At 55.8% G+C, this 25229-nt stretch carries 23 protein-coding genes; 16 read left to right on the top strand and 7 right to left on the bottom strand.

Annotation, left to right across the window (positions count from 1 at the left end; translation table 11 throughout):
- Positions 1 to 13 precede the first annotated feature (13 nt).
- Positions 14 to 1138, bottom strand: a complete 1125-nt coding sequence (locus ACDI13_RS02080; protein WP_316988970.1) for a metallophosphoesterase — start codon at positions 1136 to 1138, stop codon at positions 14 to 16.
- A gap of 21 nt (positions 1139 to 1159) precedes the next feature.
- Positions 1160 to 1960, bottom strand: coding sequence for a hypothetical protein (locus tag ACDI13_RS02075; RefSeq protein WP_316988969.1), 801 nt, complete (start codon positions 1958 to 1960; stop codon positions 1160 to 1162).
- 108 nt (positions 1961 to 2068) lie between these two features.
- Between ACDI13_RS02075 and ACDI13_RS02070 the strand changes: the two genes are divergently transcribed.
- Positions 2069 to 2398: a hypothetical protein gene (locus ACDI13_RS02070; protein ID WP_316988968.1), complete on the top strand. Its 330-nt coding sequence runs from the start codon at positions 2069 to 2071 to the stop codon at positions 2396 to 2398.
- Between the two features lie 73 nt (positions 2399 to 2471).
- On the opposite strand, the gene ACDI13_RS02065 is transcribed toward ACDI13_RS02070, so the two are convergent.
- The gene (locus ACDI13_RS02065; protein ID WP_316988967.1) at positions 2472 to 4493 is read right to left on the bottom strand and encodes a ligand-gated channel protein; all 2022 of its coding nucleotides are present in this window, start codon (positions 4491 to 4493) and stop codon (positions 2472 to 2474) included.
- 235 nt (positions 4494 to 4728) lie between these two features.
- On the opposite strand from ACDI13_RS02065, the gene ACDI13_RS02060 reads away from it, so the two are divergent.
- Positions 4729 to 5802: a linear amide C-N hydrolase gene (locus tag ACDI13_RS02060; RefSeq protein WP_316988966.1), complete on the top strand. Its 1074-nt coding sequence runs from the start codon at positions 4729 to 4731 to the stop codon at positions 5800 to 5802.
- Between the two features lie 139 nt (positions 5803 to 5941).
- A complete protein-coding gene (gene fdxA, locus ACDI13_RS02055; protein ID WP_316988965.1) occupies positions 5942 to 6274 on the top strand; it encodes a ferredoxin FdxA in 333 nt (110 codons plus the stop codon).
- Here fdxA and ACDI13_RS02050 read toward each other — a convergent pair.
- A complete protein-coding gene (locus ACDI13_RS02050; protein WP_316988964.1) occupies positions 6271 to 7812 on the bottom strand; it encodes an MFS transporter in 1542 nt (513 codons plus the stop codon). The genes fdxA and ACDI13_RS02050 overlap by 4 nt on opposite strands.
- Positions 7813 to 7896: 84 nt before the next feature.
- On the opposite strand from ACDI13_RS02050, the gene ACDI13_RS02045 reads away from it, so the two are divergent.
- Positions 7897 to 8763 carry a LysR family transcriptional regulator gene (locus tag ACDI13_RS02045; RefSeq protein WP_316988963.1) on the top strand — a complete coding sequence of 289 codons (867 nt, stop codon included), beginning with the start codon at positions 7897 to 7899 and terminating at the stop codon, positions 8761 to 8763.
- A gap of 6 nt (positions 8764 to 8769) precedes the next feature.
- Here ACDI13_RS02045 and gph read toward each other — a convergent pair whose 3' ends face one another.
- The 3 genes from gph to ompA form a co-directional block, all read right to left on the bottom strand.
- Positions 8770 to 9465, bottom strand: coding sequence for a phosphoglycolate phosphatase (gene gph, locus ACDI13_RS02040; protein WP_316988962.1), 696 nt, complete (start codon positions 9463 to 9465; stop codon positions 8770 to 8772).
- Between the two features lie 6 nt (positions 9466 to 9471).
- Positions 9472 to 10194 carry a bifunctional 2-polyprenyl-6-hydroxyphenol methylase/3-demethylubiquinol 3-O-methyltransferase UbiG gene (gene ubiG, locus ACDI13_RS02035; RefSeq protein WP_316988961.1) on the bottom strand — a complete coding sequence of 241 codons (723 nt, stop codon included), beginning with the start codon at positions 10192 to 10194 and terminating at the stop codon, positions 9472 to 9474.
- Positions 10195 to 10277: 83 nt separating this feature from the next.
- Entirely contained in the window at positions 10278 to 10874 is a 597-nt protein-coding gene (ompA, locus tag ACDI13_RS02030; RefSeq protein ID WP_094197129.1) for an outer membrane protein OmpA, read from the bottom strand.
- 441 nt (positions 10875 to 11315) lie between these two features.
- Here ompA and gyrA point away from each other — a divergent pair, with 441 nt between their 5' ends.
- The 12 genes from gyrA (at position 11316) to rfaD (ending at position 25206) form a co-directional block, all read left to right on the top strand.
- Entirely contained in the window at positions 11316 to 14000 is a 2685-nt protein-coding gene (gene gyrA / locus ACDI13_RS02025; protein ID WP_316988960.1) for a DNA gyrase subunit A, read from the top strand.
- Positions 14000 to 15109 (top strand): 3-phosphoserine/phosphohydroxythreonine transaminase, encoded by a 1110-nt coding sequence (serC, locus tag ACDI13_RS02020; RefSeq protein WP_316988959.1) that lies wholly within the window; start codon positions 14000 to 14002, stop codon positions 15107 to 15109. Before gyrA ends, serC begins: the two co-directional genes overlap by 1 nt.
- Complete coding sequence (gene pheA / locus ACDI13_RS02015) at positions 15102 to 16193, top strand: prephenate dehydratase (RefSeq protein WP_316988958.1); 1092 nt, start codon at positions 15102 to 15104, stop codon at positions 16191 to 16193. The genes serC and pheA overlap by 8 nt, the downstream gene beginning before the upstream one ends.
- 335 nt (positions 16194 to 16528) lie before the next feature.
- The gene (locus ACDI13_RS02010; RefSeq protein WP_316989021.1) at positions 16529 to 17413 is read left to right on the top strand and encodes a prephenate dehydrogenase/arogenate dehydrogenase family protein; all 885 of its coding nucleotides are present in this window, start codon (positions 16529 to 16531) and stop codon (positions 17411 to 17413) included.
- Positions 17410 to 18732: a 3-phosphoshikimate 1-carboxyvinyltransferase gene (gene aroA, locus ACDI13_RS02005; RefSeq protein ID WP_316988957.1), complete on the top strand. Its 1323-nt coding sequence runs from the start codon at positions 17410 to 17412 to the stop codon at positions 18730 to 18732. Before ACDI13_RS02010 ends, aroA begins: the two co-directional genes overlap by 4 nt.
- Positions 18729 to 19406: a (d)CMP kinase gene (gene cmk / locus ACDI13_RS02000; RefSeq protein WP_316988956.1), complete on the top strand. Its 678-nt coding sequence runs from the start codon at positions 18729 to 18731 to the stop codon at positions 19404 to 19406. Before aroA ends, cmk begins: the two co-directional genes overlap by 4 nt.
- 84 nt (positions 19407 to 19490) lie before the next feature.
- Entirely contained in the window at positions 19491 to 21209 is a 1719-nt protein-coding gene (rpsA, locus tag ACDI13_RS01995; protein ID WP_022983279.1) for a 30S ribosomal protein S1, read from the top strand.
- A 5-nt stretch (positions 21210 to 21214) separates the two neighbouring features.
- Positions 21215 to 21574, top strand: coding sequence for an integration host factor subunit beta (locus tag ACDI13_RS01990; RefSeq protein ID WP_026482971.1), 360 nt, complete (start codon positions 21215 to 21217; stop codon positions 21572 to 21574).
- A gap of 114 nt (positions 21575 to 21688) precedes the next feature.
- Positions 21689 to 22021 (top strand): lipopolysaccharide assembly protein LapA domain-containing protein, encoded by a 333-nt coding sequence (locus tag ACDI13_RS01985; protein WP_316988955.1) that lies wholly within the window; start codon positions 21689 to 21691, stop codon positions 22019 to 22021.
- A gap of 16 nt (positions 22022 to 22037) precedes the next feature.
- Positions 22038 to 23285 carry a lipopolysaccharide assembly protein LapB gene (lapB, locus tag ACDI13_RS01980; RefSeq protein ID WP_316988954.1) on the top strand — a complete coding sequence of 416 codons (1248 nt, stop codon included), beginning with the start codon at positions 22038 to 22040 and terminating at the stop codon, positions 23283 to 23285.
- A complete protein-coding gene (gene rfaE1 / locus ACDI13_RS01975) occupies positions 23282 to 24211 on the top strand; it encodes a D-glycero-beta-D-manno-heptose-7-phosphate kinase (protein WP_316988953.1) in 930 nt (309 codons plus the stop codon). The genes lapB and rfaE1 overlap by 4 nt, the downstream gene beginning before the upstream one ends.
- Entirely contained in the window at positions 24208 to 25206 is a 999-nt protein-coding gene (gene rfaD / locus ACDI13_RS01970; protein WP_316988952.1) for an ADP-glyceromanno-heptose 6-epimerase, read from the top strand. Before rfaE1 ends, rfaD begins: the two co-directional genes overlap by 4 nt.
- Positions 25207 to 25229: the final 23 nt, after the last annotated feature.

Below are 25229 nucleotides of genomic sequence, written 5' to 3'. Positions count from 1 at the left end.
GTGCGTTTCAGATTCAGGGGGCGCGCAAGGTAATCAAGGTAATTTCCGAGGCGCGCCCCAGACGCAGCGGGAAACCTGGCCACAGCCCGGCGCCATAGCTGACATAGAGCTGCATATCATCGACTTGATACAGTCCGCCTACATAGCCGTCATTGGCCATTTGCACGATCTTGTGCATGCCCAGAATATGGCCGCCATGAGTATGGCCGGACAGTTGCAAAGCCACGCCGGCCGCTGCGCTTTCTTTGGCGGTATCGGGGCGATGGGCCAGCATGATGATGGGCATGTCGACCGGGATGCCGGCGACTGCCGCAGCCACATCGGGCGTGGGCTGCCCATGCATGGCCGCTGACTTGTCCGTGATGCCGGCCAAGGCAAAAGCGGCATCGCCTTGCTCAATAATGCTGTGCTCATTTAGGAGCAAACGTAGCCCCAGGCTGTTGAAGTGTTCTATCCAGGGCTGGTACTGGGTGTAGTACTCGTGGTTGCCTGCAATGACCCAAACCCCTTTGGGAGCAGACAGGGCTTGCAAGGGGGCGACATCTTCGCGGCGAGCTTTCACCGTGCCATCGACCAAGTCGCCCGTAATGGCAATCAAGTCCGGTTTTAAGGCCTGTGTTTTGTCCACAATGGCCTGTACCCACGGCCCTTGCAGCAGGCGACTGGCGTGCAGATCGGTCAGTTGCATCAGCTTGAACCCATCCAGGCTAGGGGGGAGGCCCTTTACCTTTACGTCGATGGATTTCACTTCTGGAACTTGCACAGCCTGCCACACGCCCAATGCGGAAAGACTGACAGCGGCGATACCCAGCACACCGCGCAAGGCGGGTGAGCGCAGCAGTATCAGTCCGGCAGGTTTGTACAGGAGGCGCATCAACAAACCTGCCAGATCGGTGATCAAGGTAAGGCAGGTGGCCAGCAAGACTGTTCCAAAAGCCCAACCCAAGATCATGATGACTTGGGCGGGAATTTCCGGGGACGCGCGGGTGCCCCAGAACAGGGCGACGGTGTAATGGTGCAGGGTGGCGGCAATGGCCAAGGCACTTAACAGCCACTTGATCCAGGGTTTGATTGGCAATGGTTTGATCAGTCGCCAGACGATATACAGGGCAAAGACGAGGGCAGTGACTTGAAACACAAAATCATTCCAAAAAGAAACTTAGTAGCGCCAGCTCAGTCCCAGCACGGGGCCTGACATGCGCGTGTCAAAGACGTGGCCGGAGCGACGATAATCCACATCCAGCATTTTGTACCCGGCCGCAATGGAGAAATGTTCCGACAGGTCGTAGTTCAGCGTCAGCGTGGCCTGATAGCTCAGGCGCGAGCCCACACTAAAACCGCCTAGATGGACCTGGGCATGCGTGGACAGCTCGGGGGTGAAGCGATAGAACGCACGCAGCCCGATCATAGGGTCAACCCAGCTAAAGCTTTCTTCGTGGTGTTTGGTCCGGCCTGCCGTGCTCAGATGGGCACGGGTGCGAATATCCCAATACGAAAAACCGGCCAGTGCATCCATGCTGGCTTGTTCGGAGTCATAGACACGATACCCACCTTGCAAGGTGGCCATGAACAGCCGCGTATCCACCGTCCCCTCGGCAGCGCCGACCAAGGGCAAGCCACCGACTACTTCACTTTCTTGCGTGTTGACGTAGAGCAGATCGCCATTGAATACATAGCGGTTGCGTCGTGCCCAGGTGTTCACAAAGGCGGCGGCGCGCAGATTGTGCAGCACATCGGAAAAGGATTTTTCGATATCCAGCGAGGGAGCGCGTTTGAATGGCGAGGACTCACCGGATAAACCGGTAATCCAGGCGTAGGGGGTGATCTGTAATGCGTAAGGTGGGGAGCCCCCGGTGTCGGACAGGGCAGCCGAATGGGGATCCGTCGCCTGAGCTTGTGCCGTGCAGGCCAGCGGCCATAATCCTAGCAGTAGCCAGCGAAGGTGAGTGAGTTTACACATCCTTGTCTTGGACTCCTTTTCAATTCTGTAAATGATGGCGTACTAGCGCCTGTCTTGTTTCTTTCGGTATGCTGGAACCGCCGATCACCAATCTGTGGAGAACGTGTCATGCATGTGTTTTACCTTAGCAAGCAAGATATTGATAATTTGTTGCCCCTAGTGCAAGCGGCGTTACAAGCTGGCCAGGGCGGGCAAGTCGGTTTTACTGACCAAGAGCTGTCCTTGCGCGCTGCCCTGGAGGGCTTGCAAGACCCTAAGTTGTCCGAGCTTTTGGCCGGAGCCCGTGTTGATCCGGGGCGCAGTGCGGTTGGTTTGGCTGACGAGGACTATCGGGAGAATCTGCTGGCTCTGGAAACTCGAGACAGTGCGTATTTGATGGATCAGCTCATGGATTGCTACGCAAGATTGCCAGGTTTTTTCGCTTGCCTGGAGTTTTGAATGGATGCGTTAAGCTGATGTGTAAAAAACGGCCCGGAAAGGGCCGTTTTTGATGTTGCATGATGCGATGTGTTTAGAAACCGACAGTGAGCTGAGCCCAGTAACGGCGGCCGTCATACACAGCATCAAAGGTCTCATCCGTGACGCGCTTGTCAAGGATGTTGTAGATACCAAAGCCAAACGAGGTGGTCTTGTTGAGCTTGTAGTTCAGGCCGGCATCCAGGAAGGTAAAGGAAGGCGTGCCTTGCGCCATGCGGGTGCGGCTCAGGTAGTCCGAGGTCTTGCCGCGGTAGTTGACACGAGTCCACAAGCCCAGTTGTTCATTGGCATCCCAATCCAGGGTGGCATTAAACATATGTTTGGGCATCTTGTTCAAAGGCTGGCCGGAGAACTCACCGCTCTTTTGCTTGGAGTAGGTGTAGGTATAGTTGGCGGCCAAACGCAGGTCGTCGGTAATCGACCAGGTGGTGGATGCTTCCACACCGCGCATGATGGCCTTGTCTACGTTGACTCGATCACTTACGAATTTATATATCTGAGGCCCACCAGGATAGGACGAACAAATGGGTAAGTTATCAGGATTAGGACAGTCTCCCCGTCGAACTTCAGTAATTTTGTCTTTGAAGGTCGTATTGAAGAAGGTCAGGCTGTTGACCATACCGTTCTGGTTGTCCCACACAATGCCCAGTTCCTGGCTCAGGCTCTTTTCCGGCTTCAGGTTCGGGTTGCCAACGATCACGGCAGGTACGCCACCACCACCGGTGATCTGACCCCAGTCCGCCACGGCAGAGCGCAGGGAGGGGGCCTTGAAACCCGAGGAGACACCGCCCTTCAAGGTCAGTTGCTCGGTGGCATGCCAGACACCATAAAGACGTGGAGTCCAGTGATTGCCATAGTTCTCGTCGTGAGTCATGCGCAAGCCGCCAGTCAGGGCAAAGTTGTCGGTCATGCTCCATTCGTCCTCCGCGAATACCGACCATTGCTCTCGGCTCAGGCGATTGACATCGGGCTTGTACTGATTGCCGTTGTCACGCAGTTGCTCATGCAGATATTGAAAGCCCGAGGTCAGCATGTGGTCGCCTAAAGGCAGGCTCCATTGCGTATTGAACTCGGTATTTTTCAGGAACATGCTACGGCCGGGGTTATCAATCTCTTCACGTTGTACATAGGTGTTGGAAACAGCCCGTCCCCAGCGACCGTTGTGGCCCACGGAGAACACATTGCGAGAATACTTGCTCGTGGAGAGCTCGTTGGGTGCGCATGTGCCGTTTCTGCCGCAGGTTTCGGCTGGCATGCTTTTGCCGGGCGTAGAGGTGCGTTCTTGCAAAGTCCGTGAGAACTCGGCGGTAAAATCGTGTTTGGCCGAAGGCGTCAAGGTCAGTTTGACGGTACCCGAGGATGTATTTTGCTTGTTGAAGCCGTCGAGAATTTTGTCTTCATTGCGACGGGATTCCTGGCCATAAATCTGCAGCCCCAGCATGTCTTTCTTGATGGGGCCTGCCAGATAAAAATTGCCTTGATAGATATTGCCGGACTTTGAATCTTCTTGGATGGTGCCTTCGGTGCGCAGCGAGCCGGTCCATTCCTGGTGGACTTTGCGGGTGATAATGTTGATCACCCCGCCCATGGCTTCCGAACCATATAAGGACGACATGGGGCCGCGGATCACTTCAATACGTTCGATTGCCTGCATGGGGGGCAACCAGCCTTGTTCGATACCTGCACCATCGCTGTTGGGACGTGTCTCACGCGAGTTTTGCCGCTTGCCGTCAACCAGAATCAAGGTGTAGGCCGACGCCATGCCTCGGATACTGATATCGCTGCTACTTGCACCACCTGTAATCACAACGCCGGGAACATCCCGTAAGGCGTCGGTGACGTCGCGGTAGGCTTTCTTTTCTAGTTCGGTACGTGGAACGACGCTGATGGAGGCGGGGGCGTCTTGAACCGCTTGCTCAAAGCCGGAAGCCGTAACCACGATGTTGTCGAGCTGGTTGACGCTCTGTTGGGCCAAGGAACAGGAGAAGGGGGCGATGGAGCCAGCAAGAATGGCTACGGCACGGGCAACTGGAGAAAGTGGAAACAAGAGAGACATAAAAATCAGCACAAGGAACAAAAATGAGAACGGTTATTATTATCCAGTCGCTGTCATTCTCAAATCAAGAGGGCTCTTTTTTATGTATTTGTAGGTCTTCTGCCACAACGGGCCACATGGCTTGACGCACTGCCTCAATCCTGTTTTTGTTACACACGTGTCCAATGTATCGGCTGTGAAAACAGTCGGTTTTGGGTTTCATTGATTGGGCGGCTAGCCCTCTCTGGAGAGAAAGATGTTGCTAAAAAAATGTCGTCGTACTTTGCTGGCGTGCGCAGTTGGGCTGGCTTTAGTGCCTGCGGCCTCTCAGGCGTGTACCCGAGCTGTTTTTCTGGGTGATAACGGTCAGGTGATTACCGGCCGTTCCATGGATTGGAAGCTGGACGTTGGAACCAACCTCTGGATTTTTCCTCGTGGCGCCAAGCGCAACGGTGAAGCAGGTCCATCGTCGATTGAATGGACATCCAAATATGGCAGCGTGATTGCGTCGGGTTATGACCTGGCTTCGACAGACGGCGCCAACGAAAAGGGACTGAACGTCAATTTGCTGTGGTTGGTGGAGTCGGAGTACCCCACCCCTCAAAAGGGCGACAAAACCTTGAGCATGTCTTTGTGGGGGCAGTACGTACTGGATAATTTCGCAACAGTGGCTGAAGCGGTGGCCGCCTTGGAAAAGAATCCCTTCGTGGTGATCAGCGATAAAGTCCCTAACGAAGAGCGTTTGGCGACCTTGCACTTGTCCATGTCGGACTCTTCCGGTGATAGTGCCATTATTGAGTACATCGACGGCAAGCAGCATATCCACCACAGCCGCAACTATCAGGTCATGACGAACTCGCCGACCTTTGATCAGCAGTTGGCTATCCGCGATTACTGGCAATCGGTAGGGGGCATGAATATGTTGCCGGGCACCAGTCGTGCCGCTGACCGTTTTGCTCGCGCTTCTTTCTACATTGATGCCGTGCCACGCAATCTGAGCGATGACAAGGCCGTGGCCAGTGTGCTGAGCGTGATGCGCAACGCGTCCACTCCTTACGGCATGACCGTGCCTGATCAGCCCAATAACTCCTCCACTCGCTGGCGCACGGTGTTCGACCACCAGCGCAGCCTGTACTACTTTGATTCGGTACTGTCGCCTGGGGCGTTCTGGGTGGATATGAAGAAGGTCGATTTCTCGGCTGAAACCGGCAAGGTCATGAAGCTGGATCTGGGGCCTGAGCAAAGCACGGTCTATATGGGTGAGGCACTGGAGCACTTCAAGCCAGCCAAACCCTTCCAGTTCCTGCCCGCGAAGGCTTCGGCCATCTAAGGTGTCAGGCGGCTTTAGCCGCTGCAAAAAAAAGCCGGAGTGCAGCTTGAGGACTTAGGGCATAGCCGACAGTGATCACATGATGTTCATGTGCAACTGTTATGCTATGCCCGTCTTTGTTTGTTGAAGTAGTTGTTCCATGACCTACGTAGTGACGCAAGCCTGCATTCAGTGCAAGTACACCGATTGTGTGACGGTGTGTCCCATGGATTGCTTTTTTGAAGGCCCGAATTTTCTGGTCATCCATCCCGACGAATGCATTGATTGTTCCATCTGTGTCGCTGAGTGCCCAGTAGGTGCTATTGTCAGCGATCAGGATGTGACGCCCGAGCAGCAGGTCTATGTGGAGCTGAACCGGAGCTTGAGCGAGAACCCGTCCTGGAAACGCATCAGCCAACAAAAAGCGCCCTTGCCGGATCACGAGTATTGGGCGACTCAGACCGACAAGTTGGCGCTGTTGCAAAAAGCTTAATGGGCACGAGTAGCGTGGCGGTTCGGGTTGCGCTGAAAGTACCAGACTGCCACGGCTGCCATCAGCAGTAAAACCGTGCAACTGGCCAATACGACAATATAGCCTTTGTCAAAAGAGTCGCGGGCCAATTCACTTAGGGTCAGAGCCAGACCTTGCGGCATGGTTTCTGCTATGAGCAAGGCTTGATCCAGACTGTCGTAAGCCAAGGCGCGATCACTTAATTCCTGTGGCAAGATCAAGCTGGCGCTGTACACGAAGGACAGTAGGCTACCCATAATGGTCACGCCCAGCGCGCCCCCTAGCTCGTAAGACATTTCCTCGACTGAAGCCACCATGCCGGCGCGCGAAGGCGGCACGCTTTGCATAATGGTGCTGGAGGCGGCGGTCATGGCCGCACCGATACCCAGTCCAAGCATGACCAGGCTGATCACTTGCAGTAACTGTGCGCTGTTATGCCACAGGAGATAGGCGGCCATGCCCGCTCCAGCCAGACTCAGGGAAGCAATCAACAGGCGCTTGCTGCCAATGATGACCAGCAGACGGCCAGCCAGCGGGCCTGAGACAAAAGCGGCGAGAGGCAAGGGCAGAATCGCCATACCTGCTTCTAAGGGCGAGAAACCCAGCACTAACTGCAATCGTTGGCTAAAGACCAGTTCCATGCCAATCAGGGCTGCTGAGGCCGTCAGTGCAGACAATACAGCCGTGCTCAAGGTTGAGTCCTTGAACAGGGAAAAATCCAGCAAAGGAAAAGGGCTGCGATTTTGTTGACGGACAAACCAGCTTAGAAAGGCAATGCCAGTAAGCAGGGCAAGAGTGACCAGGCCCCAGTTGATGTGCAACTTGCCCATTTCCTTGATTGCCAAGGTGCTGGCAACCAGGCCCACCATGATCAACAATGATCCTTTGATATCCCAGGGGCGGGACGTATTCGGGGTGGATCTGGGGACCAGCAGCCAGCCTAGAGGCAAGGCGATCAGCACAATGGGGACGTTGATCAGAAAGACCGATCCCCACCAGAAATGTTCCAGCAAGAAGCCACCCAGGACCGGACCAAAAGCGGCTCCGCCCGACGCAATGGAAGACCAGACCCCAAAGGCCACGGCACGTTCGCGTTCATCGTGAAAAGTGATGCGGATCAGCGACAAGGTGGCCGGCATCATCATGGCGGCTGCCACCCCCAGAAACGCGCGTGCGGCAATGAGGGTGGTTGGGTTGGGGGAGTAGGCTGCTGCGATCGAGGCCAGCCCAAAAGTGGCCAGGCCAGACAGAAACAGGCGTTTGTGTCCCAGACGGTCTCCCAGGGTGCCCATGCCCAGAAGCAGTCCGGAGACGACCAGGGCATAGCTGTTGACGATCCAGAGCTTGTCCGAGGCCGAAGCCTGCAGATCATGCGTCAAGCGTGGCAGGGCGGTGTAGAGCACCGTCATGTCCACCACGATCAGTAAAAGGGCTGCCGAGACAATCGCCAGGATCAACCAGCGACGGCTTGGAGACAGGGGAGCAGTTTGGGCTTGATGGGTAATCGAGCTGTGCAGCATATAAAGCCAGAAGGATAGGAAAGCTACTATGATCTATCAATATTATCAACAGACAAAGTTGATTAGCATCTATAAAATAGATGGATGGATTGGACTTTAGAACGTATTCGACATTTTGTGGCCGTGGCTGAAACTGGTTCCATGACGCAAGCGGCCAAGGAGCTGGGCAAAGTGCAGTCTGCTGTCAGTACCTCAGTTTCCCTGCTGGAAGCCGACTTGAACCTGGAGTTGTTTGATCGCTCACGGAGAACCTTGAGCTTGACGCTACCAGGTGAAATCATGTTGCTCGAAGCCAAGGCTTTGTTGCGTCAGGCAGACGGTCTGAGTCGCCGTGCTCTGGACTTGTCAAAGGGGCAGTCGGCCCGATTGGAAATTGGTCTTGATGAGGCTTTGCCTCAGGAGCCGCTGCGTATATTGCTGAAAGAGCTGGCGGTGCGTTGGCCTGCACTGGAGTTGACGATTTGCAATGGGACGGCATCCGAGGTCATGAATTACCTGGCCGAGGGGCGCTCGGATGTAGCCATTCAGTTTGATCGTGGGGCTGATGCCAGTTCTTTTGCACAAAGTTATATCGGAGCCGTGCCCCAAGCGATTTGTGTTGCGCGTACGCACCTGCTAGCCAGTCAACAGCAGGTCAGTCGTAAAGAGCTGACAGCGCATAGACAACTGCTGATTCATATCGAAGGGGTGGAGCAGATAGTGATCAGCCCCAGCGTGTGGCGCTCGGATAGCTTTTACGTGATTGCCGATATGGTGGCTGATGGCTTGGGCTGGGCGATGCTGCCCTTGAATATTGCGGAGTATGAGAACCTGCGCAATAAATTAGCGCAACTGCATTGCAAGGAGCTGGCCTTGCCACCTTTGCCCGTGCAGATGTTGTGGCGACAGGGGCAATCGTTGGCGCCGGTGGCTGTGTGGATGCAGCAGCGCCTGTCGGAGCTGCTGCCTTGAGTCTGTTCAGTTGGTCAGCGGGGTGGGATTGGGCAACTGGCCATTCGCCCAGCGTTCTACGCCTTCCCAGATATCTCTTGCGTGGTGCACGGTCAGATCAGCCTGCCAAGTGCTGATACTGTCGTCGCCAGCGCAATAGCCGTAGGCGGCAACCATGGTCGCCATGCCAGCCGCCTGGCCTGCTTGAATGTCACGCAGGTCATCGCCCACATACAGACAGTCTGCCGGTGCAAAGCCGGCTTGTCGGGCAGCGTACAGCAGAGGCTCGGGATGCGGCTTGGTATGTTGGGTCGTGTCGCCGCCTACCGTCACGGCACACGATTGCGACAGGCCCAGGTGGCGAATCAATGGCAGGGCCAGGTACTCGAGCTTGTTGGTGACAATGCCCCAGGTGTAGCCCGCTTGCTCCAATTGTTTGAGCATGGGGGCTATGCCCTCAAACAAGTGGGTCAACTCTGTCATGTGATCGTGATAGTTCTGCAAGAACTGTGCTCGCAGTTCAGCATAGTTGGGATGATCAGGGTTGATATCCAGGGCTACCTTGAGCAGACCGCGGGCGCCGTGTGAGGCATACGGACGCAAAGCGTTGTAAGGCAGCTCGGGCAGGCCATGTTCCTTGCGCATGCGATTGGCTGTGGCCGCCAGATCCGGCGCGGAATCGGCCAAGGTGCCGTCAAAATCGAATAGGACCAGTTTATTCATGGGGGCTTAGCGTTGGCGGCGGCTGGCCAGCAGGTAGTTGACGGAGGTGTCGCCGGACAGGCGATAGTGCTCGGTAATCGGGTTGTATTCCAGGCCTTTCAGGGCGAGGGCATCCAGGCCACTGCGACGGGCCGAGGAAATCAGCTCGCTGGGCTTGATGAAGCCATCATAGCTGTGTGTGCCTTTGGGGATCAGACGCAAGAGATACTCGGCGCCCACAATGGCAAACAAGAAGGATTTGGGGTTGCGGTTCAGGGTCGAGAAAAAGACCCAGCCCCCAGGTTTGACCAACTTGGCGCAGGCTGCAATGATGGAGCCCGGATCAGGGACGTGTTCCAGCATTTCCATGCAGGTGACGACATCAAAGCGACCAGGGTGCTGATCGGCCATGTCTTCGGCACTGATCATGTCGTATTTAACCGGCACACCTGATTCCAGACTATGCAGGCGAGCAATCTTCAAGGACCGCTCGGCCAGATCAATGCCGGTTACGTCGGCACCAGTCTGAGCCAGGCTTTCTGACAGAATCCCCCCCCCACAACCGACGTCCAATACCTGTTTGCCCGCCAGGGAGCCGGTGTAGGACAGAATCCAGTCCAGACGCAAAGGGTTGATGGCGTGCAGCGGTTTGAACTCGCTGTCTGGGTCCCACCAGCGGGAGGCCAGTGCACTGAATTTATCGATCTCTGCGGGATCGACATTGAGGTTAGTGGCAGCGGAAGCAGTCATGGCTTATCCAAAAAAATTAAGGCCCCGCAAAAGCGGAGCCTTAATTGTAGCCTTAGCTACAGAAATACGTGATGCAGCAAGAATTACTTGCGGTTGCCCACGATTTCGATTTCTACGCGACGGTTTTGAGCGCGGCCTTCGCGGGTCTTGTTGGACGCCACGGGGTTGGCTTCGCCCTTGCCTTCGGTGTAGATACGGTCAGCAGGTACACCTTTGTTGACCAAGTATGCTTTAACAGCATTGGCGCGACGCTCGGACAGCTTCTGGTTGTAAGCTTCGGCGCCGATCGAGTCAGTGTGACCGGTAGCAATCAGAGTTTCCAGATCGATGGCCTGAACAGTGTCAGCCACTTGATCCAGAACCTGGCGGCCTTCTGGCTTGATAGTGGATTTGTCGAAGTCGAAGAAAGTGTCAGCGTTCAACGTCACTTTAGTGACGGTAGGAGCGACGACAGGAGCTTCGGGGGCTTGGGCAACGGGCACACCGTCACAACCTGGAATACCTGTAGCAGGTGTCCAGAAGTTGTTGCGCCAGCACAGTTCGTTGGTGCCGTTTTTCCAAACGTCGCCGAACGGATTGCGCCAGTTGTTAACTTCGCCGGACTCTTGTGCGGAAACTGCACTAGTGGCCGATGCGGCGGCAATGGCGAGTACAAGTGCGATTTTGGAGGGTTTGTTCATATTTCTCCTCGTTGAGCTGATGCTGTTAAGTGACCGCAGCGAACCCCTGCCGCTGATTAACGGAACCAGTATAGCAATCCTTTGAACGGAACAAAGACTTGCTTGCGCTGGGTTTCATGCGTGTTAGGTCGAATCTTAAGACATTTCGGCCTTATGCGTGAGGGGGACAAGGAACGATTCGTGAAGATGCGTGGAATTAGCCTTGTTCTTTCCCGTTATTGTTGGTTTTAGGCAACAACGGGAGGGTGGCCCTGCTTCTCTCATTTCTGATCGATCCGATTAGTGGACGATGGGTTTTTTGGTGGATCGACCGTTTCAATGGCATATCGTCCGCCTTGTCGCCGCGCTACGCTGCGTCCCTCTATGTGAAAGTGCTAGAATTTCCTCTTGTCCGTTTACGGCTGGCTTACTGCTTAACCCATATCTATAAAGAATTGACCTATGGATTCCTTTGCCAAGGAGACGCTTCCCGTTTCGCTTGAAGAGGAGATGCGCCGCAGCTACCTCGATTACGCCATGAGCGTGATTGTGGGCCGTGCTCTTCCTGACGTGCGAGATGGTTTGAAGCCCGTGCATCGCCGTGTTCTGTTCGCCATGCATGAACTCAATAACGACTGGAATCGTGCCTATAAGAAGTCGGCTCGTATCGTCGGTGATGTGATCGGTAAGTACCACCCTCATGGTGACTCTGCCGTCTATGACACTATCGTGCGTCTGGCGCAGGACTTTTCCATGCGCTACACCCTGGTCGACGGACAAGGTAACTTTGGTTCCATCGACGGGGATAACGCCGCGGCCATGCGTTATACCGAAATCCGTCTGGCCAAAATCGCTCACGAACTGCTGGCCGATATTGACCAGGAAACCGTGGATTTCGTGCCTAACTATGATGGCAGCGAAAAAGAACCGGCCCTGTTGCCTTCGCGTCTGCCCAACCTGCTGGTTAACGGCAGCTCGGGTATTGCCGTGGGTATGGCCACCAATATTCCGCCGCATAACCTGGCTGAAGTGGTCAATGGCTGTCTGTACTGCCTGAGCCACCCCGAGTGCACGGTTGATGAACTGATCGAATACATCCCGGCCCCCGACTTCCCGACTGGCGCCATTATTTATGGCATGTCCGGTGTGCGCGAAGGCTATCGCACGGGTCGTGGCCGCGTCATCATGCGTGCCAGCACGCACTTTGAAGACATGGAAAAGGGCAACCGTCAGGCCATCGTGGTCGACGCCATCCCTTATCAGGTCAACAAGAAGTCGCTGCAAGAACGTATTGCCGAGCTGGTCAACGAAAAGCGCATCGAGGGTATCTCCGATATTCGCGACGAGTCCGACAAGGACGGCATGCGTCTGGTCATTGAACTGAAGCGCGGCGAAGTGCCGGAAGTTGTACTGAACAACCTCTACAAGAATACGCAGTTGCAAGAAACCTTCGGGATGAACATGGTGGCGCTGGTCGATGGCCAGCCCCGTCTGCTCAACCTGAAACAGTTGGTGGATTACTTCCTGAGCCACCGCCGTGAAGTGGTGACACGCCGTACCGTGTTCCAACTGCGCAAAGCGCGTGAGCGCGGCCATGTGCTGGAAGGTCTGGCTGTGGCACTGGCTAATATTGATGAGTTCATTGAAATCATCAAGGCCGCTCCAACGCCCCCGGTTGCCCGCGTCGAGCTGATGGCTCGCTCCTGGGATTCCGGTCTGGTGCGCGAGATGTTGGCCCGTGCCGACACCAGCGCCATTGTGGGCGGCCGTCAGGCTTACCGTCCTGATAATCTTGGTGATGAATTCGGCATGAGCTCCGAAGGTCTGTACCGTCTGAGCGAAGTCCAGGCCCAAGAGATTTTGAATATGCGCTTGCAGCGTTTGACCGGCCTGGAGCAGGACAAGATTGTTAACGAGTACCGCGAGGTCATGGACAAGATTGCCGACTTGCTGGACATTCTGTCTAACCCGGCTCGCGTGTCTGCCATTATTGGGGATGAACTGATCGCTGTGCGCGACGAGTTCTCGGCCACCGGCAAGGACGTTCGTCGTTCGCAAATCGAGCACAACGCGACCGAGCTGGATACCGAAGACTTGATCACCCCGATGGATATGGTGGTGACGCTCTCGCATACCGGCTATATCAAGAGCCAGCCGCTGTCCGAATACCGGGCCCAGCGTCGTGGTGGCCGTGGCAAGCAAGCCACCGCCATGAAAGAGGACGACTGGATCGACAAGCTGTTCATTGCCAATACCCACGATTACCTGCTGTGCTTCTCCAACCGTGGCCGTGTGTACTGGCTCAAGGTCTGGGAAGTGCCTCAAGGTTCGCGCAACTCGCGTGGCCGTCCTATCGTCAATATGTTCCCTCTGGAAGAGGGCGAGAAGATCAACGTGGTGCTGTCCGTCAAGGAATTCAGCGAAGATCAGTTCGTGTTCATGGCGACCTCGCGCGGCACGGTCAAGAAGACCCCGCTGTCCGATTTCTCCAACCCTCGCAAGGCCGGCATTATTGCTGTGGGTCTGGACGAGGGCGACTACCTGATCGGTGCTCAACTGACCGACGGTGTGCACGACGTCATGTTGTTCTCTGACGCCGGCAAGGCGGTGCGCTTTGACGAAGGTGATGTGCGCCCAATGGGCCGAGCAGCCCGTGGTGTGCGTGGCATGACGCTGGAAGACGGTCAGTCCGTGATCGCCTTGCTGGTGGCCGAAGACGAAACGCAATCCGTGTTGACCGCTACCGAGAATGGTTTTGGCAAGCGGACTCCTATTGGTGAATACACGCGTCACGGTCGTGGCACCAAGGGCATGATTGCCATTCAGACCTCGGCCCGTAATGGCAAGGTTGTGGGGGCCGTCCTGGTTCGTGAGTCCGATGAAATCATGCTGATTACCAATGCAGGAGTGTTGGTCCGGACCCGTGTGGCTGAGATTCGCGAGATGGGTCGTGCAACGCAAGGTGTGACCTTGATCAGCGTGGATGACGGCAGCGAACTGTCGGGTGTGTACCGTGTGGTCGAGACCGACGATGAGGTCGATGCCGAGCTGGGCGAAGACGGTCAGGCGCCAGAAGGTCTTGAGCAGGACAATCAAACTGATTCCGCCCAAGATCAGGCGGACTCTTCTGGCGAGGAAAACGAGTAATGCGTGTATGGAATTTTTCGGCAGGCCCGTCGATGCTGCCGTTGGAGGTGCTGGAACAAGCTGCCGCTGAAATGACCGATTGGCACGGCACTGGCATGTCCATCATGGAAATGAGCCATCGTAGCAAGGACTACATGGGTGTGCGTGATGAGGCGGAAGCCGATTTGCGCGCCTTGCTGTCCGTGCCCGATGACTTCGCCGTGCTGTTTGTGCAGGGTGGGGCGCAAGGCCAGAACGGCCTGTTGCCCTTGAACCTGATTCAGCGCAATGGCAGTGGCAAGGCCGACTACGTGCTTTCGGGGAGTTGGTCGGTCAAGTCATGCGAAGAGGCTCAGCGTTATGGCGACATTCGCGTTGCCGGTACCAGCGGTCAGGTGTGGCAGGATCAGGGCAAAGAGTGGGCGCCCTGGACTTGGTTTCCCAAGCCTTCCCAATGGGACGTGCGCCCGGACGCGGCTTATTTACACGTCTGCACCAATGAAACCATTGGTGGCGTTGAGTTCAATGATGTTCCCCAACTGGATGTCCCCGTTGTTGCCGACGTGTCGTCCAATATTTTGTCCTGCCCGATTGATTTTTCGCGTGTCTCGGTTGCTTACGCGGGCGCTCAGAAAAATGCCGGCATGTCCGGTATTGCCTTGATGATGATACGCAAGGATTTGCTGGGTCATGCCATGGACCTGTGCCCGTCGGCGTTCAACTACGCCAACATCGAAAAGCAGCAGTCCATGTTCAACACGCCACCTACGTACTCGATCTACATGGCTGGCCTGATGTTCAAGTGGCTGGAGCGCCAGGGGGGTGTGGCGGCCATGCAGGCCCGCAATGCGGCCAAGTCCGAAGCCTTGTATGGCTTTCTGGATGCCTCCGAGTTCTATACCAATACCGTGCATCCGGCGTATCGCTCGCGCATGAACGTTCCGTTCCTGTTGCGTGATCAGTCCTTGGACGCCTTGTTCCTGGAGCAGGCTACGGCAGCGGGTTTGACCTCCCTGAAAGGGCACAAGAGCGTGGGTGGTATGCGCGCTTCGATCTATAACGCCATGCCGCTGGAGGGTGTGCAGGCACTTATCGACTTCATGACTGATTTTGAACGACGGAATGGCTAATACCTTAACTGAGCGCCTGCTCCCGTGGCGCAATCGTATTGATGAGCTGGATCGCCAGATCCTGGAGCTGCTCAACGAGCGTGCTCGTGCGGCTTTGGAAGTGGGCAAGATCAAGCAGGATTTCAATACAGAGGAAGTCATCCTCAAACCTGAACGCGAGGCACGTATTGTGCGTCGCTTGCAGTCTGAAAATGATGGCCCGTTCACACCAGCAGCAGTCGAAGCCGTTTGGGGGCAGATTATCTCTGCCTGCCGTGGTCTGGAGAGCGTCTTGCGCGTGGCTTATCTGGGCCCGCAGGGCTCTTTTTCCGAGCAGGCGGCATACGAACATTTTGGTCATGCTCTGGATGGTCTGCAGTGCGATTCCTTCGACGAGGTTTTCCGTAGCGTCGAAGTGGGTCAGGCTGAAGTGGGAATGGTGCCTGTCGAGAACTCGACAGAAGGGGCGGTGAATCGCACGCTGGATCTGCTGCTGAACTCGCCTTTGCGTGTCTTGGGCGAGCGTTCGATTCGTGTACATCACAATCTGCTCACCCAAACTGGCACCATGGAGGGCGTTACCCGTGTGATGGCCCATCCGCAGGCCTTGGCCCAGTGTCAGAACTGGCTGCAAAAGCATTACCCTCAGCTTTTGCGTGAAGCCGCCTCCAGTAACGCGGAAGCGGCTCGCATTGCGGCCTCCGATCCCACTGTGGCGGCGATTGCGGGTAATACGGCCGTCACTGCCTGGAGTCTGGGGGTGGTCGAAGCCGGTATTCAGGACGATCCGCACAACCGCACCCGTTTCCTGGCCATTGGTAATATCGAGTCCTTGCCTAGCGGCAATGACAAGACCAGCATTATTCTGGCGGTGCCCAACCGGGCTGGCGCTGTCTATGACATGCTGTCTCCTTTGGCGGTGCATGGTGTGTCCATGACTCGCCTGGAGTCGCGTCCTGCACGGACAGGGCAGTGGGAATATTATTTCTACGTAGACCTGATCGGCCATCGTGATGAGCCAGCCATGGCTGCTGCTTTGGCAGAGCTGAAGAAACAAGTCGCCTTTTTCAAGATTCTGGGTTCTTACCCCGTAAACGACTTTTAAGCATCAGAAACAAGAAAGACCTGGGGGGCCTCACGGCCTTATTGTCTTTTTAGGACGTGCCTGTTTAGGACATGCCTGTTTAGGACGAGTGGCTTGCACAGGACCTGCTTGTTTCGGTATGTCTTGAGCAGTTGCTTGGGGCACTGTTTCATCAAGAGCTGGCTAGACAGAATAGAGGCTTTGCGCGTTGCTTTAATCCTTTGATGGAGTTTACGCAGCAGTCTGGCAAAGTCTGCATCAATATCCCGGTTTTGCTTGTGCTCTTTTACGTAATACGTGGGGCATGGACGGCCTGAGAGGGAACGGAATTAATCATGATAGCGTCATCAGAAACTATGGCGCCGCCGCCCTTGGTGCCGGTGCTGGCGGTCGTTGGAGTCGGTTTGATTGGGGGCTCTTTGGCTCTGGCACTGAAACGCGCTGGGGCGGTAGGGAAAGTATTGGGCGTTGGTCGGCAGCTAAAAAGCGTGCGACGCGCCCAGGAGCTGGGCTTGATCGACGAGGTCGCCACGCTGGAACAAGCCGCGCAGCAAGCGGACTTGATTGTGTTGGCTACGCCTATTGGAGCGATGGCTTCGGCATTGCAAACCCTGCGTCCCCATTTGCGCGACCATACCCTGATTAGCGACGCAGGCAGCACCAAAGTCGATGTGGTCAGTGTGGCGCGGGAGGCGCTGGGTGATCGTATTGGCCAGTTTGTCCCCGGTCACCCCATTGCCGGCGCAGAAACCGTAGGTCCCGAAGCGGCGCGCGCTGATCTGTACGATGGTCGCAACGTCATTTTGACTCCCCTGGAAGAAAACAGTGCCAGCGCACGCGAGCGTTTGATTGCCGTGTGGGAGGCTTGCGGGGCGCGGGTTATGCTGATGGACCCGGCAACGCACGATGAGGTGCTGGCATCGGTCAGTCATGTGCCACACTTTTTGTCCTCCGTCTTTATGTGGCAGGTGGCCTCCAGTACCAATTCGGATCAACGCTTCGCCTTGGCAGGGACTGGCTTTCGGGATTTCACCCGCATTGCGGCCGGCTCGGCCGAAGTGTGGCGCGATATTTTCCTGAGCAACCGCGAGGCTGTTTTGGGTCAATTGCAGGAAGTACGTCAGGCCCTGGATCAGGCTGAGCAGGCTTTGCAGGACCAGGATGGTCAGGCTTTATACGAATTTTTAGAGCGTGCTGCCTTGGCACGCCGTTTTTGGGCAAGTAGGAGTGGTTTGCAATGAGCCAGAGCGACAGTCTTGTTTTGAACCCCGTCAGTCGCGCCAGCGGACAACTGCAATTGCCAGGGTCCAAGAGCATTTCCAATCGGGCCCTGTTGTTGGCCGCTTTGGCTCAAGGGCAAACGCGCCTGGAAGGCTTGCTGCATTCGGACGACACCCGTGTCATGATGGCTGCGCTGCAGCAAATGGGCGTGGCGGTACAGGATCTGGGGCAGGGCACAGTAGTGATCAACGGTGGTGCTCCTTTTGCACATCGCGATGCCGACTTGTTTTTGGGTAATGCCGGTACGGCCTTCCGTTCCTTGACTGCTGCCTTGGGTTTGATGGGCGGCCGTTTCAATCTCAGCGGTATTGCTCGCATGCACGAGCGCCCCATTGGGGATTTGGTGGATGCGCTGCGCAGCCTGGGGGCCGAGGTGCACTACCTGGGTGCGGAAGGCTATCCACCCCTGGCGATTGGCGAGTTGGCCCAAGCGGATCAGCGTCGTGTGTCGGTAAAAGGCTCGGTATCCAGCCAATTTTTGACCGCCTTGTTGATGGCCGCTCCCTTGTTGACTGCTCGTACGGGCCAGCCCCTACGTATCGACGTGGAAGGGGAGTTGATTTCCCAGCCTTATATTGAGATTACGCTGGCCATGATGGCGCGTTTCGGTGTGCAGGTGGAGCGCGACGGTTGGAGTGGTTTTACTGTCCCTGCCGATGCGGCTTACGTCAGCCCCGGTTTGTATGCGGTGGAGGGCGATGCCTCGTCGGCCTCGTATTTCATTGCCTTGGGAGCTATTGGCGGTGGGCCGCTGTGCATTCAGGGTGTGGGCACAGAAAGTCTGCAAGGCGATATTCAGTTTGCCGATGTGGCTGAGGCCATGGGTGCCCGTATCGAGCGCCATGCCAACGAGCTGATTGTTTCGGGGCTGTGTGTAGCCAAGGGCGACAAGCTCAAGGCCTTTGATCTGGACTTCAACCACATTCCTGATGCGGCCATGACAGCCGCTGCCATGGCCATGTTCGCCGATGGTCCGTGTACCCTGCGCAATATCGCCAGTTGGCGTGTGAAGGAAACCGACCGTATTGATGCCATGCAGGCCGAATTGCGTAAACTGGGCGCGACAGTGGAATCCGGGCCGGATTGGCTGACTGTGCATCCTATTGCGGCCGATCAATGGCGTTCAGCCAGCATTGAAACCTATGATGATCACCGCATTGCCATGTGTTTTTCACTGGCCAGCTTTGGCCCGGTGCCGGTCACGATTCTGGATCCCGCCTGCGTCAGCAAGACCTTTCCCGAGTATTTTTCTGTTTTTGAACAATTGGTGCAGGTATGACAGAGCAGCGTATTCCCGTCATTACCATTGATGGTCCTACCGCTTCCGGTAAAGGGACGATTGCTTCCCTGGTCGCGCAGCGACTGGGCTGGCACACGTTGGACAGCGGTGCCTTGTATCGTTTGACCGCGTTATCCTGCCTGCGTCGCGGCGTGGATGTACAGGACGAGGCTCAGGTCCAGGGCGCTGCACAAAACCTGAACGTGCGTTTTGACTACCCCTATATCTATATGGATGGCGATGATGTCAGCGATGCCATCCGTCAGGAGGAGGTGGGAAATCTGGCCTCGCAAGTGGCCGCCTTGCCGCTGGTGCGTGAGGCACTTTTGCAACGGCAGCGGGATTTTCGCGTTGCGCCCGGTTTGGTGGGCGATGGGCGCGATATGGGCACCGTTGTGTTCCCGGACGCGCCTTTAAAGATATTTTTGCTGGCAGATGCAGAAGTGCGAGCCCAAAGACGCTGTAAACAGTTGAGCGAAAAGGGTATTTCTGCTAATCTTACGAGTCTTTTGGCGGACTTGCGTGCGCGCGACGAACGTGATCGTTCTCGAACCCACGCCCCGCTTGTGCCTGCGCCGGGGGCCCACATTGTGGATTCTTCCCAGCTCAGCATCCAGGAAGTTGTAAATAAGGTGCTCGACCTTTGGTCGGGTATTGCGGTCCCGACAGCCTAATCCCGTGCTGATCGGGCTTTGTTCACTCCACCGGGTTCTGCCTGGTGTGTTTTTTATGGCCATTTTGGCTAACGGATTGATTTAATGTCCACTAACCTTCACACAGACGCAACGGGCGGCGAAAGCTTTGCCGATTTGTTTGCAGAAAGCATTAAAAACCAAGACCTGAAAAGCGGCGAAGTTATCTCCGCCGAGGTTCTGCGTATTGACCACAACTACGTTCTGGTCAATGCTGGCCTGAAGTCCGAAGCACTGATCCCTCTGGAAGAGTTCCTGAACGATCAGGGCGAGCTGGAAGTTCAAGCGGGTGACTTTGTTTCCGTGGCAATCGACGCCTTTGAAAACGGCTACGGCGACACCATCCTGTCCCGCGACCGCGCCAAGCGTCTGTCGGCCTGGTTGTCCCTCGAGCAAGCACTTGAGTCCGGCGAACTGGTCAACGGTACCATCACTGGTAAGGTCAAGGGCGGTCTGACCGTCATGACCAACGGCATCCGTGCATTCTTGCCCGGTTCGCTGGTTGATCTGCGTCCTGTCAAGGACACCACGCCATACGAAGGCAAGACCCTGGAATTCAAGGTTATCAAGCTTGATCGCAAGCGTAACAACGTCGTGTTGTCGCGTCGCGCTGTGCTGGAAGCCTCCATGGGCGAAGAGCGTCAGAAACTGCTGGAAACCCTGTCCGAAGGCGCTATCGTCAAAGGTATCGTCAAGAACATCACCGATTACGGTGCGTTCGTGGATCTGGGCGGCATCGACGGTCTGCTGCACATCACCGACATGGCATGGCGCCGTGTTCGTCACCCATCCGAAGTTCTGCAGGTGGGTCAGGAAATCGAAGCCAAGGTCCTCAAGTTCGATCAGGAAAAGAGCCGCGTCTCCCTGGGCGTCAAGCAGCTTGGCGAAGATCCATGGATCGGTCTGGCACGTCGCTACCCACAAAACACCCGTTTGTTCGGCAAGGTGACCAACCTGACCGACTACGGTGCATTTGTTGAAGTGGAAGACGGTATCGAAGGTCTGGTTCACGTATCCGAAATGGATTGGACCAACAAGAACGTTGACCCACGCAAGGTTGTAACCTTGGGTGAAGAAGTCGAAGTCATGGTTCTGGAAATCGACGAAGATCGTCGTCGTATCTCCTTGGGCATGAAGCAGTGCCGTGCCAACCCATGGGAAGATTTCGCCATCAACTTCAAGCGCGGCGACAAGGTTCGCGGTGGCATCAAGTCCATCACCGACTTCGGCGTGTTTGTTGGCCTGCCAGGCGGCATCGACGGTCTGGTTCACCTGTCCGACCTGTCCTGGTCCGAGACTGGCGAAGAAGCCGTTCGCAACTTCAAGAAGGGCGACGAAGTTGATGCCGTGGTTCTGGGCATCGACACCGACAAAGAGCGCATTTCCCTGGGTATCAAACAGCTGGAAGGCGATCCATTCAACAACTTCGTAGCCACCTACGACAAGGGTGCTGTGGTTAGCGGCGTCGTCAAGTCGGTAGAAGCCAAGGGTGCTGTTGTTACTCTGTCGCTGGACGTTGAAGGCTACCTGCGCGCCTCCGAGATCTCCTCGGGTCGTGTTGAAGATGCCACGACGGCTCTGAAAGAAGGTCAGGAAATCGAAACCATGATCTTGAGCGTGGATCGCAAGACCCGTTCGATTCAGTTGTCCATCAAGGCACGTGATACCGCCGAAACCGCTCAATCCATGGCCCGCCTGACCGAAGCCAGTGCTTCGTCCGGTACGACCAACCTGGGTGCTCTGCTGCGTGCCAAGCTGGACCAGCAGCAACGTGACGACGGTTAATCAGCGTGACAAAGTCTGAGCTGATCGCGTTGTTGGCCAGCCGCTATCCGCAGCTGGCTCTGCGCGATATGGATTTCGCCGTGAAAACGGTTTTGGATTCGATGACCCAGGCCTTGGCCAGCGGTCAACGGATCGAAATCCGAGGGTTTGGCAGTTTTTCGCTCTCTACCCGTTCGCCGCGGGTAGGGCGCAATCCCAAATCCGGTGAGAAAGTGATGGTGCCTGGTAAACAGGTGCCGCACTTCAAGGCCGGCAAGGAGTTGCGCGAGCGAGTCGATTCTGTCTTTCTTGAGCAAGAGCAAATCGAAGCAGACGACCAGTCGTCTGCCTTCGAGCAGCTCAATGCGAGAGTCCGTCACGGTTAAGACCTACTTGCACACTGATTACACAGGCCCTTTACAGGGCCTGTTTTGCGTGTGCGCTAAATTCCGCTTGCACGTACAATCAGACATTATAAAAACACTGTTGGAGCCCTAAAAATGCGCTATCTAGTCTGGGTACTGCGTCTGCTCGTTTTTGTGATTGTGTTGCTGTTCGCACTGAAAAACACCGAACCTGTGCAAGTCAGCTTCTTTGCCGAGCATATTATTCAAGATGTTCCCCTGATCGTCGTGATGCTGGCCGCGTTTATTTTAGGCTTGGTGTTGGGGCTGCTTTTGATGGTGGGCGCGGTTATGCGTCGCCGCCGCGAGGTCAACCGCTTGCGCCGCGAAATGGATCGCTTGCAAGACAAGTTGGAACAAGTACAACAGGCGCCCGTCAATACGGCTGCTGTTGTGCCCGAGACCGTCGCCCCCTTGGCACCTTTGTAAGCCCTTGGAGTAAACAGTGGATTTTGAAACCTGGTGGTTGGTTTTTGTACCCATTCTTTTTGCCTTGGGTTGGGTCGCAGCACGGGTGGATTTTCGGCAGATGATGTCCGAAACTCGCACCTTGCCGGACTCCTACTTCAAGGGTTTGAACTTCCTGCTCAATGAAGAGCCGGATCGGGCCATTGACGCGTTTGTGGAAGTGGCTAAGCTGGACCCCGAAACCACCGAGCTGCACTTTGCACTGGGCAGCCTGTTTCGCCGTCGAGGCGAAATGGAGCGTGCTATCCGTGTGCATCAAAGTTTGCTGTCGCGTGCCGATCTGCCGGTTGCCGATCGTGAAAATGCTCAGTTTCAGATTGCCCAGGATTTCCTGAAAGCTGGCATGCTGGACCGGGCCGAAGCCGCTTTCGAGGCAGTGCGTGAAACGCGCTTTGCCATTCCGGCCATGCGCGCCTTGATCCGTATTTATGAGTCCGAGCACGATTGGCCGCGCGCCATTGAAGCGGTGCGCCGCCTGCGTGCCCTGGTCGATGAGCCTGTGCCGCAATTGGTGCATTACCAGTGCGAGCAGGCCGAAGGGGCCTTGCAAGGCAAGCAGCCCGATTTCGAACGTGCCGCCAAAGCCTTGGACGAGGCTGATAATGCCATTCGCAAACTGGGTACGGGACAAGGCATGTATGCCTCTCAGGCGCGGGTTGCGGGCCTGCGTGCACGTGTAGCCCGGATGCAAGGGCAGAACGAGCAGGAACGTGCTTACCTGGTGTCCATTCTGAGCAGTGCTCCAGAATATGTGGGTTTGTATGCCACCGAGCTGCTGGACAGTTATCGCAAGCTGGGTCGTGGAGAAGAAGGTGTTGCCATGTTGCGCAGCCATTATCAGAAGCACCCCAGCCTGGATATTTTCAATGTGCTGTTCCGTGTATTGCGCGAACAGCAGGGCCATTTGCAAGCCTGGGCCTTTGCGCGTGATGCCTTGCGTGCCCATCCTTCTTTATTGGGCTTGGACAAGATGCTGGAAGTCGAACTTCAGGATCAAGGGCAGAACAAGGAAGGCGCCGAAGGTGCAGAGGCCGTCGGTGTCGATCAAATTATTGCCGGTGCGGATCTAAGTTTGCTGCGTTCTTTAATTCACCGGCATACGCAGCGCCTGGATCGCTATTCTTGTAGTTCTTGCGGCTTTGAGGCTCGCCACTTTTACTGGCAATGTCCCGGCTGCAACTCGTGGGAGACTTATGCGCCTCGACGTCTTGAGGAGCTGAAATGATGACATTTCCTAATGAGGCCGTTGCCGCCAGCCGTGTGCTGGTAGTGGGCGACGTCATGCTGGACCGTTACTGGTTTGGCGATGTGGATCGTATCTCCCCTGAGGCGCCCGTTCCTGTGGTCAAGATGGGCCGGGTAGAGGATCGTTTGGGGGGGGCTGCCAATGTGGCGCGCAATATTGCCGCTTTAGGTGCCCAAGCCAGTCTGTTGGGCGTGATTGGGCAGGATGAAGCGGGTAAGACCGTGCGTGAGTTGGCACAAGCAGATCATGTTCAGGCTCATTGGGTACAAGACCCAGTCATGCCCACGTCATTGAAGCTGCGCGTGTTGGGTCGCCAGCAGCAATTGTTGCGTGTGGATTTTGAAGAAAGCCCGGCCAGCAGTGCTTTGGATCAGTTGCAGCAAAACATGAGCGATTTGCTGGATCAGCATCAGGTGTTGGTTTTGTCGGACTACGCAAAAGGTGCGTTGGCGCAGGTGGAAAGTTTGATTGCCTTGGCACGATCCAGGAATATTCCTGTTTTGGTGGATCCCAAGGGAAAAACGTACGAGCGTTACCAAGGTGCCACGATTCTGACACCGAATCGTTCGGAAATGCAGGAAGCCGTGGGCGTCTGGAAAGATGAGGATGATCTCATGCAGCGCGCCCAGGATTTGCGTCGCAAGTTGAATCTGGAGTGCTTGCTGATTACCCGCTCCGAGCAAGGCATGACTTTGTTCACCGAGCAGGGGCGTGAGCATGTGGATGCCCAGGCACAAGAGGTGTTTGATGTGTCGGGTGCCGGGGACACGGTATTGGCAACGTTGGCGGTCATGCGGGCGGCAGGGCTGGACTGGTTGCAGGCCATGCGCTGGGCAAATCGTGCAGGTGGTATCGTGGTCGGAAAATTGGGTACGTCCATTGTGACGGCAAAGGAATTGGCATGATTGTAGTGACTGGTGGCGCTGGCTTTATTGGCAGCAATTTGGTGAGAGGCCTGAACCAGCAGGGTGTGACAGATATTTTGGTGGTGGACGACCTGAGCGATGGCGACAAATTCGTCAATCTGGTGCATGGTCAAATTGCCGACTATATGCATAAGGACGATTTCCGTGCTCGATTGGCGCGGGACGAATTCTCCAATATTGAAGCCGTGCTGCATCAGGGTGCATGTTCGGATACGACCGAGCGTAATGGTCAGTTCATGATGGACAACAACTATCGCGTGACGCTGGAAATCTTTGAGTATTGCCAGGCCAAACGTATTCCTCTTTTGTACGCATCGTCCGCCGCGGTTTACGGTGCGGGCCCGCTGTATGCGGAGGACCTCGGCAATGAAGCGCCTTTGAATGTCTACGGTTATTCCAAGTTCCTGTTCGACCAGGTGCTGCGCCGTCATCTGGATAGCCTGCGCGCGCCGGTAGTGGGTCTGCGTTATTTCAACGTTTATGGCCCACAAGAGCAACACAAGGGCCGTATGGCGTCGGTGGCTTACCACAACATGTTGCAGTATCGTCGCGATGGCCATGTGCTCTTGTTTGGTGGCTGGGATGGCTATGCGGATGGTGGTCAACAGCGTGACTTTGTCTTTATTGATGATGTCGTGTCGGTGAATCTTCATTTTCTAGGTCAAGACAAGCAGTCGGGTGTGTTTAACTGCGGCTCGGGCCGTGCCCAACCGTTCAATGATGTGGCCCAGACCGTCGTCAACACCCTGCGTGAGCACGATGGCCTGCCTGCCTTGGCATTGGAAGAGCTGGTGATGCAACAGTTTTTGCAATACATCCCCTTCCCGGATGACTTGAAGGGCCGTTATCAAAGTCACACCCAGGCTGACTTGACTCAATTGCGTGCCGCTGGCTACGACAAGCCTTTCCATGATGTACAGACCGGCGTGGCTGAGTACGTACGTCGTCTACTTCAGTCAGGGGCTCTGCGTTAAGAGTCGTGGCGAGAAAGTCCATG

The organism is Alcaligenes faecalis (assembly GCF_041521385.1).
GTDB classification, from domain to species: Bacteria; Pseudomonadota; Gammaproteobacteria; order Burkholderiales; family Burkholderiaceae_B; genus Alcaligenes; species Alcaligenes faecalis_E.
Note: the sequence above shows the minus strand (reverse complement) of the source record. Positions and strands in the feature narration are given on the sequence as shown.

What these genes read in the sequence shown, in the direction of transcription:
- ACDI13_RS02075 (WP_316988969.1), bottom strand. Translation starts at nt 1,960, where the DNA reads ATGTGTAAACTCACTCACCTTCGCTGGCTACTGCTAGGATTATGGCCG.
- ACDI13_RS02070 (WP_316988968.1), top strand. Translation starts at nt 2,069, where the DNA reads ATGCATGTGTTTTACCTTAGCAAGCAAGATATTGATAATTTGTTGCCC.
- ACDI13_RS02065 (WP_316988967.1), bottom strand. Translation starts at nt 4,493, where the DNA reads ATGTCTCTCTTGTTTCCACTTTCTCCAGTTGCCCGTGCCGTAGCCATT.
- ACDI13_RS02060 (WP_316988966.1), top strand. Translation starts at nt 4,729, where the DNA reads ATGTTGCTAAAAAAATGTCGTCGTACTTTGCTGGCGTGCGCAGTTGGG.
- fdxA (WP_316988965.1), top strand. Translation starts at nt 5,942, where the DNA reads ATGACCTACGTAGTGACGCAAGCCTGCATTCAGTGCAAGTACACCGAT.
- ACDI13_RS02050 (WP_316988964.1), bottom strand. Translation starts at nt 7,812, where the DNA reads ATGCTGCACAGCTCGATTACCCATCAAGCCCAAACTGCTCCCCTGTCT.
- ACDI13_RS02045 (WP_316988963.1), top strand. Translation starts at nt 7,897, where the DNA reads ATGGATTGGACTTTAGAACGTATTCGACATTTTGTGGCCGTGGCTGAA.
- gph (WP_316988962.1), bottom strand. Translation starts at nt 9,465, where the DNA reads ATGAATAAACTGGTCCTATTCGATTTTGACGGCACCTTGGCCGATTCC.
- ubiG (WP_316988961.1), bottom strand. Translation starts at nt 10,194, where the DNA reads ATGACTGCTTCCGCTGCCACTAACCTCAATGTCGATCCCGCAGAGATC.
- ompA (WP_094197129.1), bottom strand. Translation starts at nt 10,874, where the DNA reads ATGAACAAACCCTCCAAAATCGCACTTGTACTCGCCATTGCCGCCGCA.
- gyrA (WP_316988960.1), top strand. Translation starts at nt 11,316, where the DNA reads ATGGATTCCTTTGCCAAGGAGACGCTTCCCGTTTCGCTTGAAGAGGAG.
- serC (WP_316988959.1), top strand. Translation starts at nt 14,000, where the DNA reads ATGCGTGTATGGAATTTTTCGGCAGGCCCGTCGATGCTGCCGTTGGAG.
- pheA (WP_316988958.1), top strand. Translation starts at nt 15,102, where the DNA reads ATGGCTAATACCTTAACTGAGCGCCTGCTCCCGTGGCGCAATCGTATT.
- ACDI13_RS02010 (WP_316989021.1), top strand. Translation starts at nt 16,529, where the DNA reads ATGGCGCCGCCGCCCTTGGTGCCGGTGCTGGCGGTCGTTGGAGTCGGT.
- aroA (WP_316988957.1), top strand. Translation starts at nt 17,410, where the DNA reads ATGAGCCAGAGCGACAGTCTTGTTTTGAACCCCGTCAGTCGCGCCAGC.
- cmk (WP_316988956.1), top strand. Translation starts at nt 18,729, where the DNA reads ATGACAGAGCAGCGTATTCCCGTCATTACCATTGATGGTCCTACCGCT.
- rpsA (WP_022983279.1), top strand. Translation starts at nt 19,491, where the DNA reads ATGTCCACTAACCTTCACACAGACGCAACGGGCGGCGAAAGCTTTGCC.
- ACDI13_RS01985 (WP_316988955.1), top strand. Translation starts at nt 21,689, where the DNA reads ATGCGCTATCTAGTCTGGGTACTGCGTCTGCTCGTTTTTGTGATTGTG.
- rfaE1 (WP_316988953.1), top strand. Translation starts at nt 23,282, where the DNA reads ATGATGACATTTCCTAATGAGGCCGTTGCCGCCAGCCGTGTGCTGGTA.
- rfaD (WP_316988952.1), top strand. Translation starts at nt 24,208, where the DNA reads ATGATTGTAGTGACTGGTGGCGCTGGCTTTATTGGCAGCAATTTGGTG.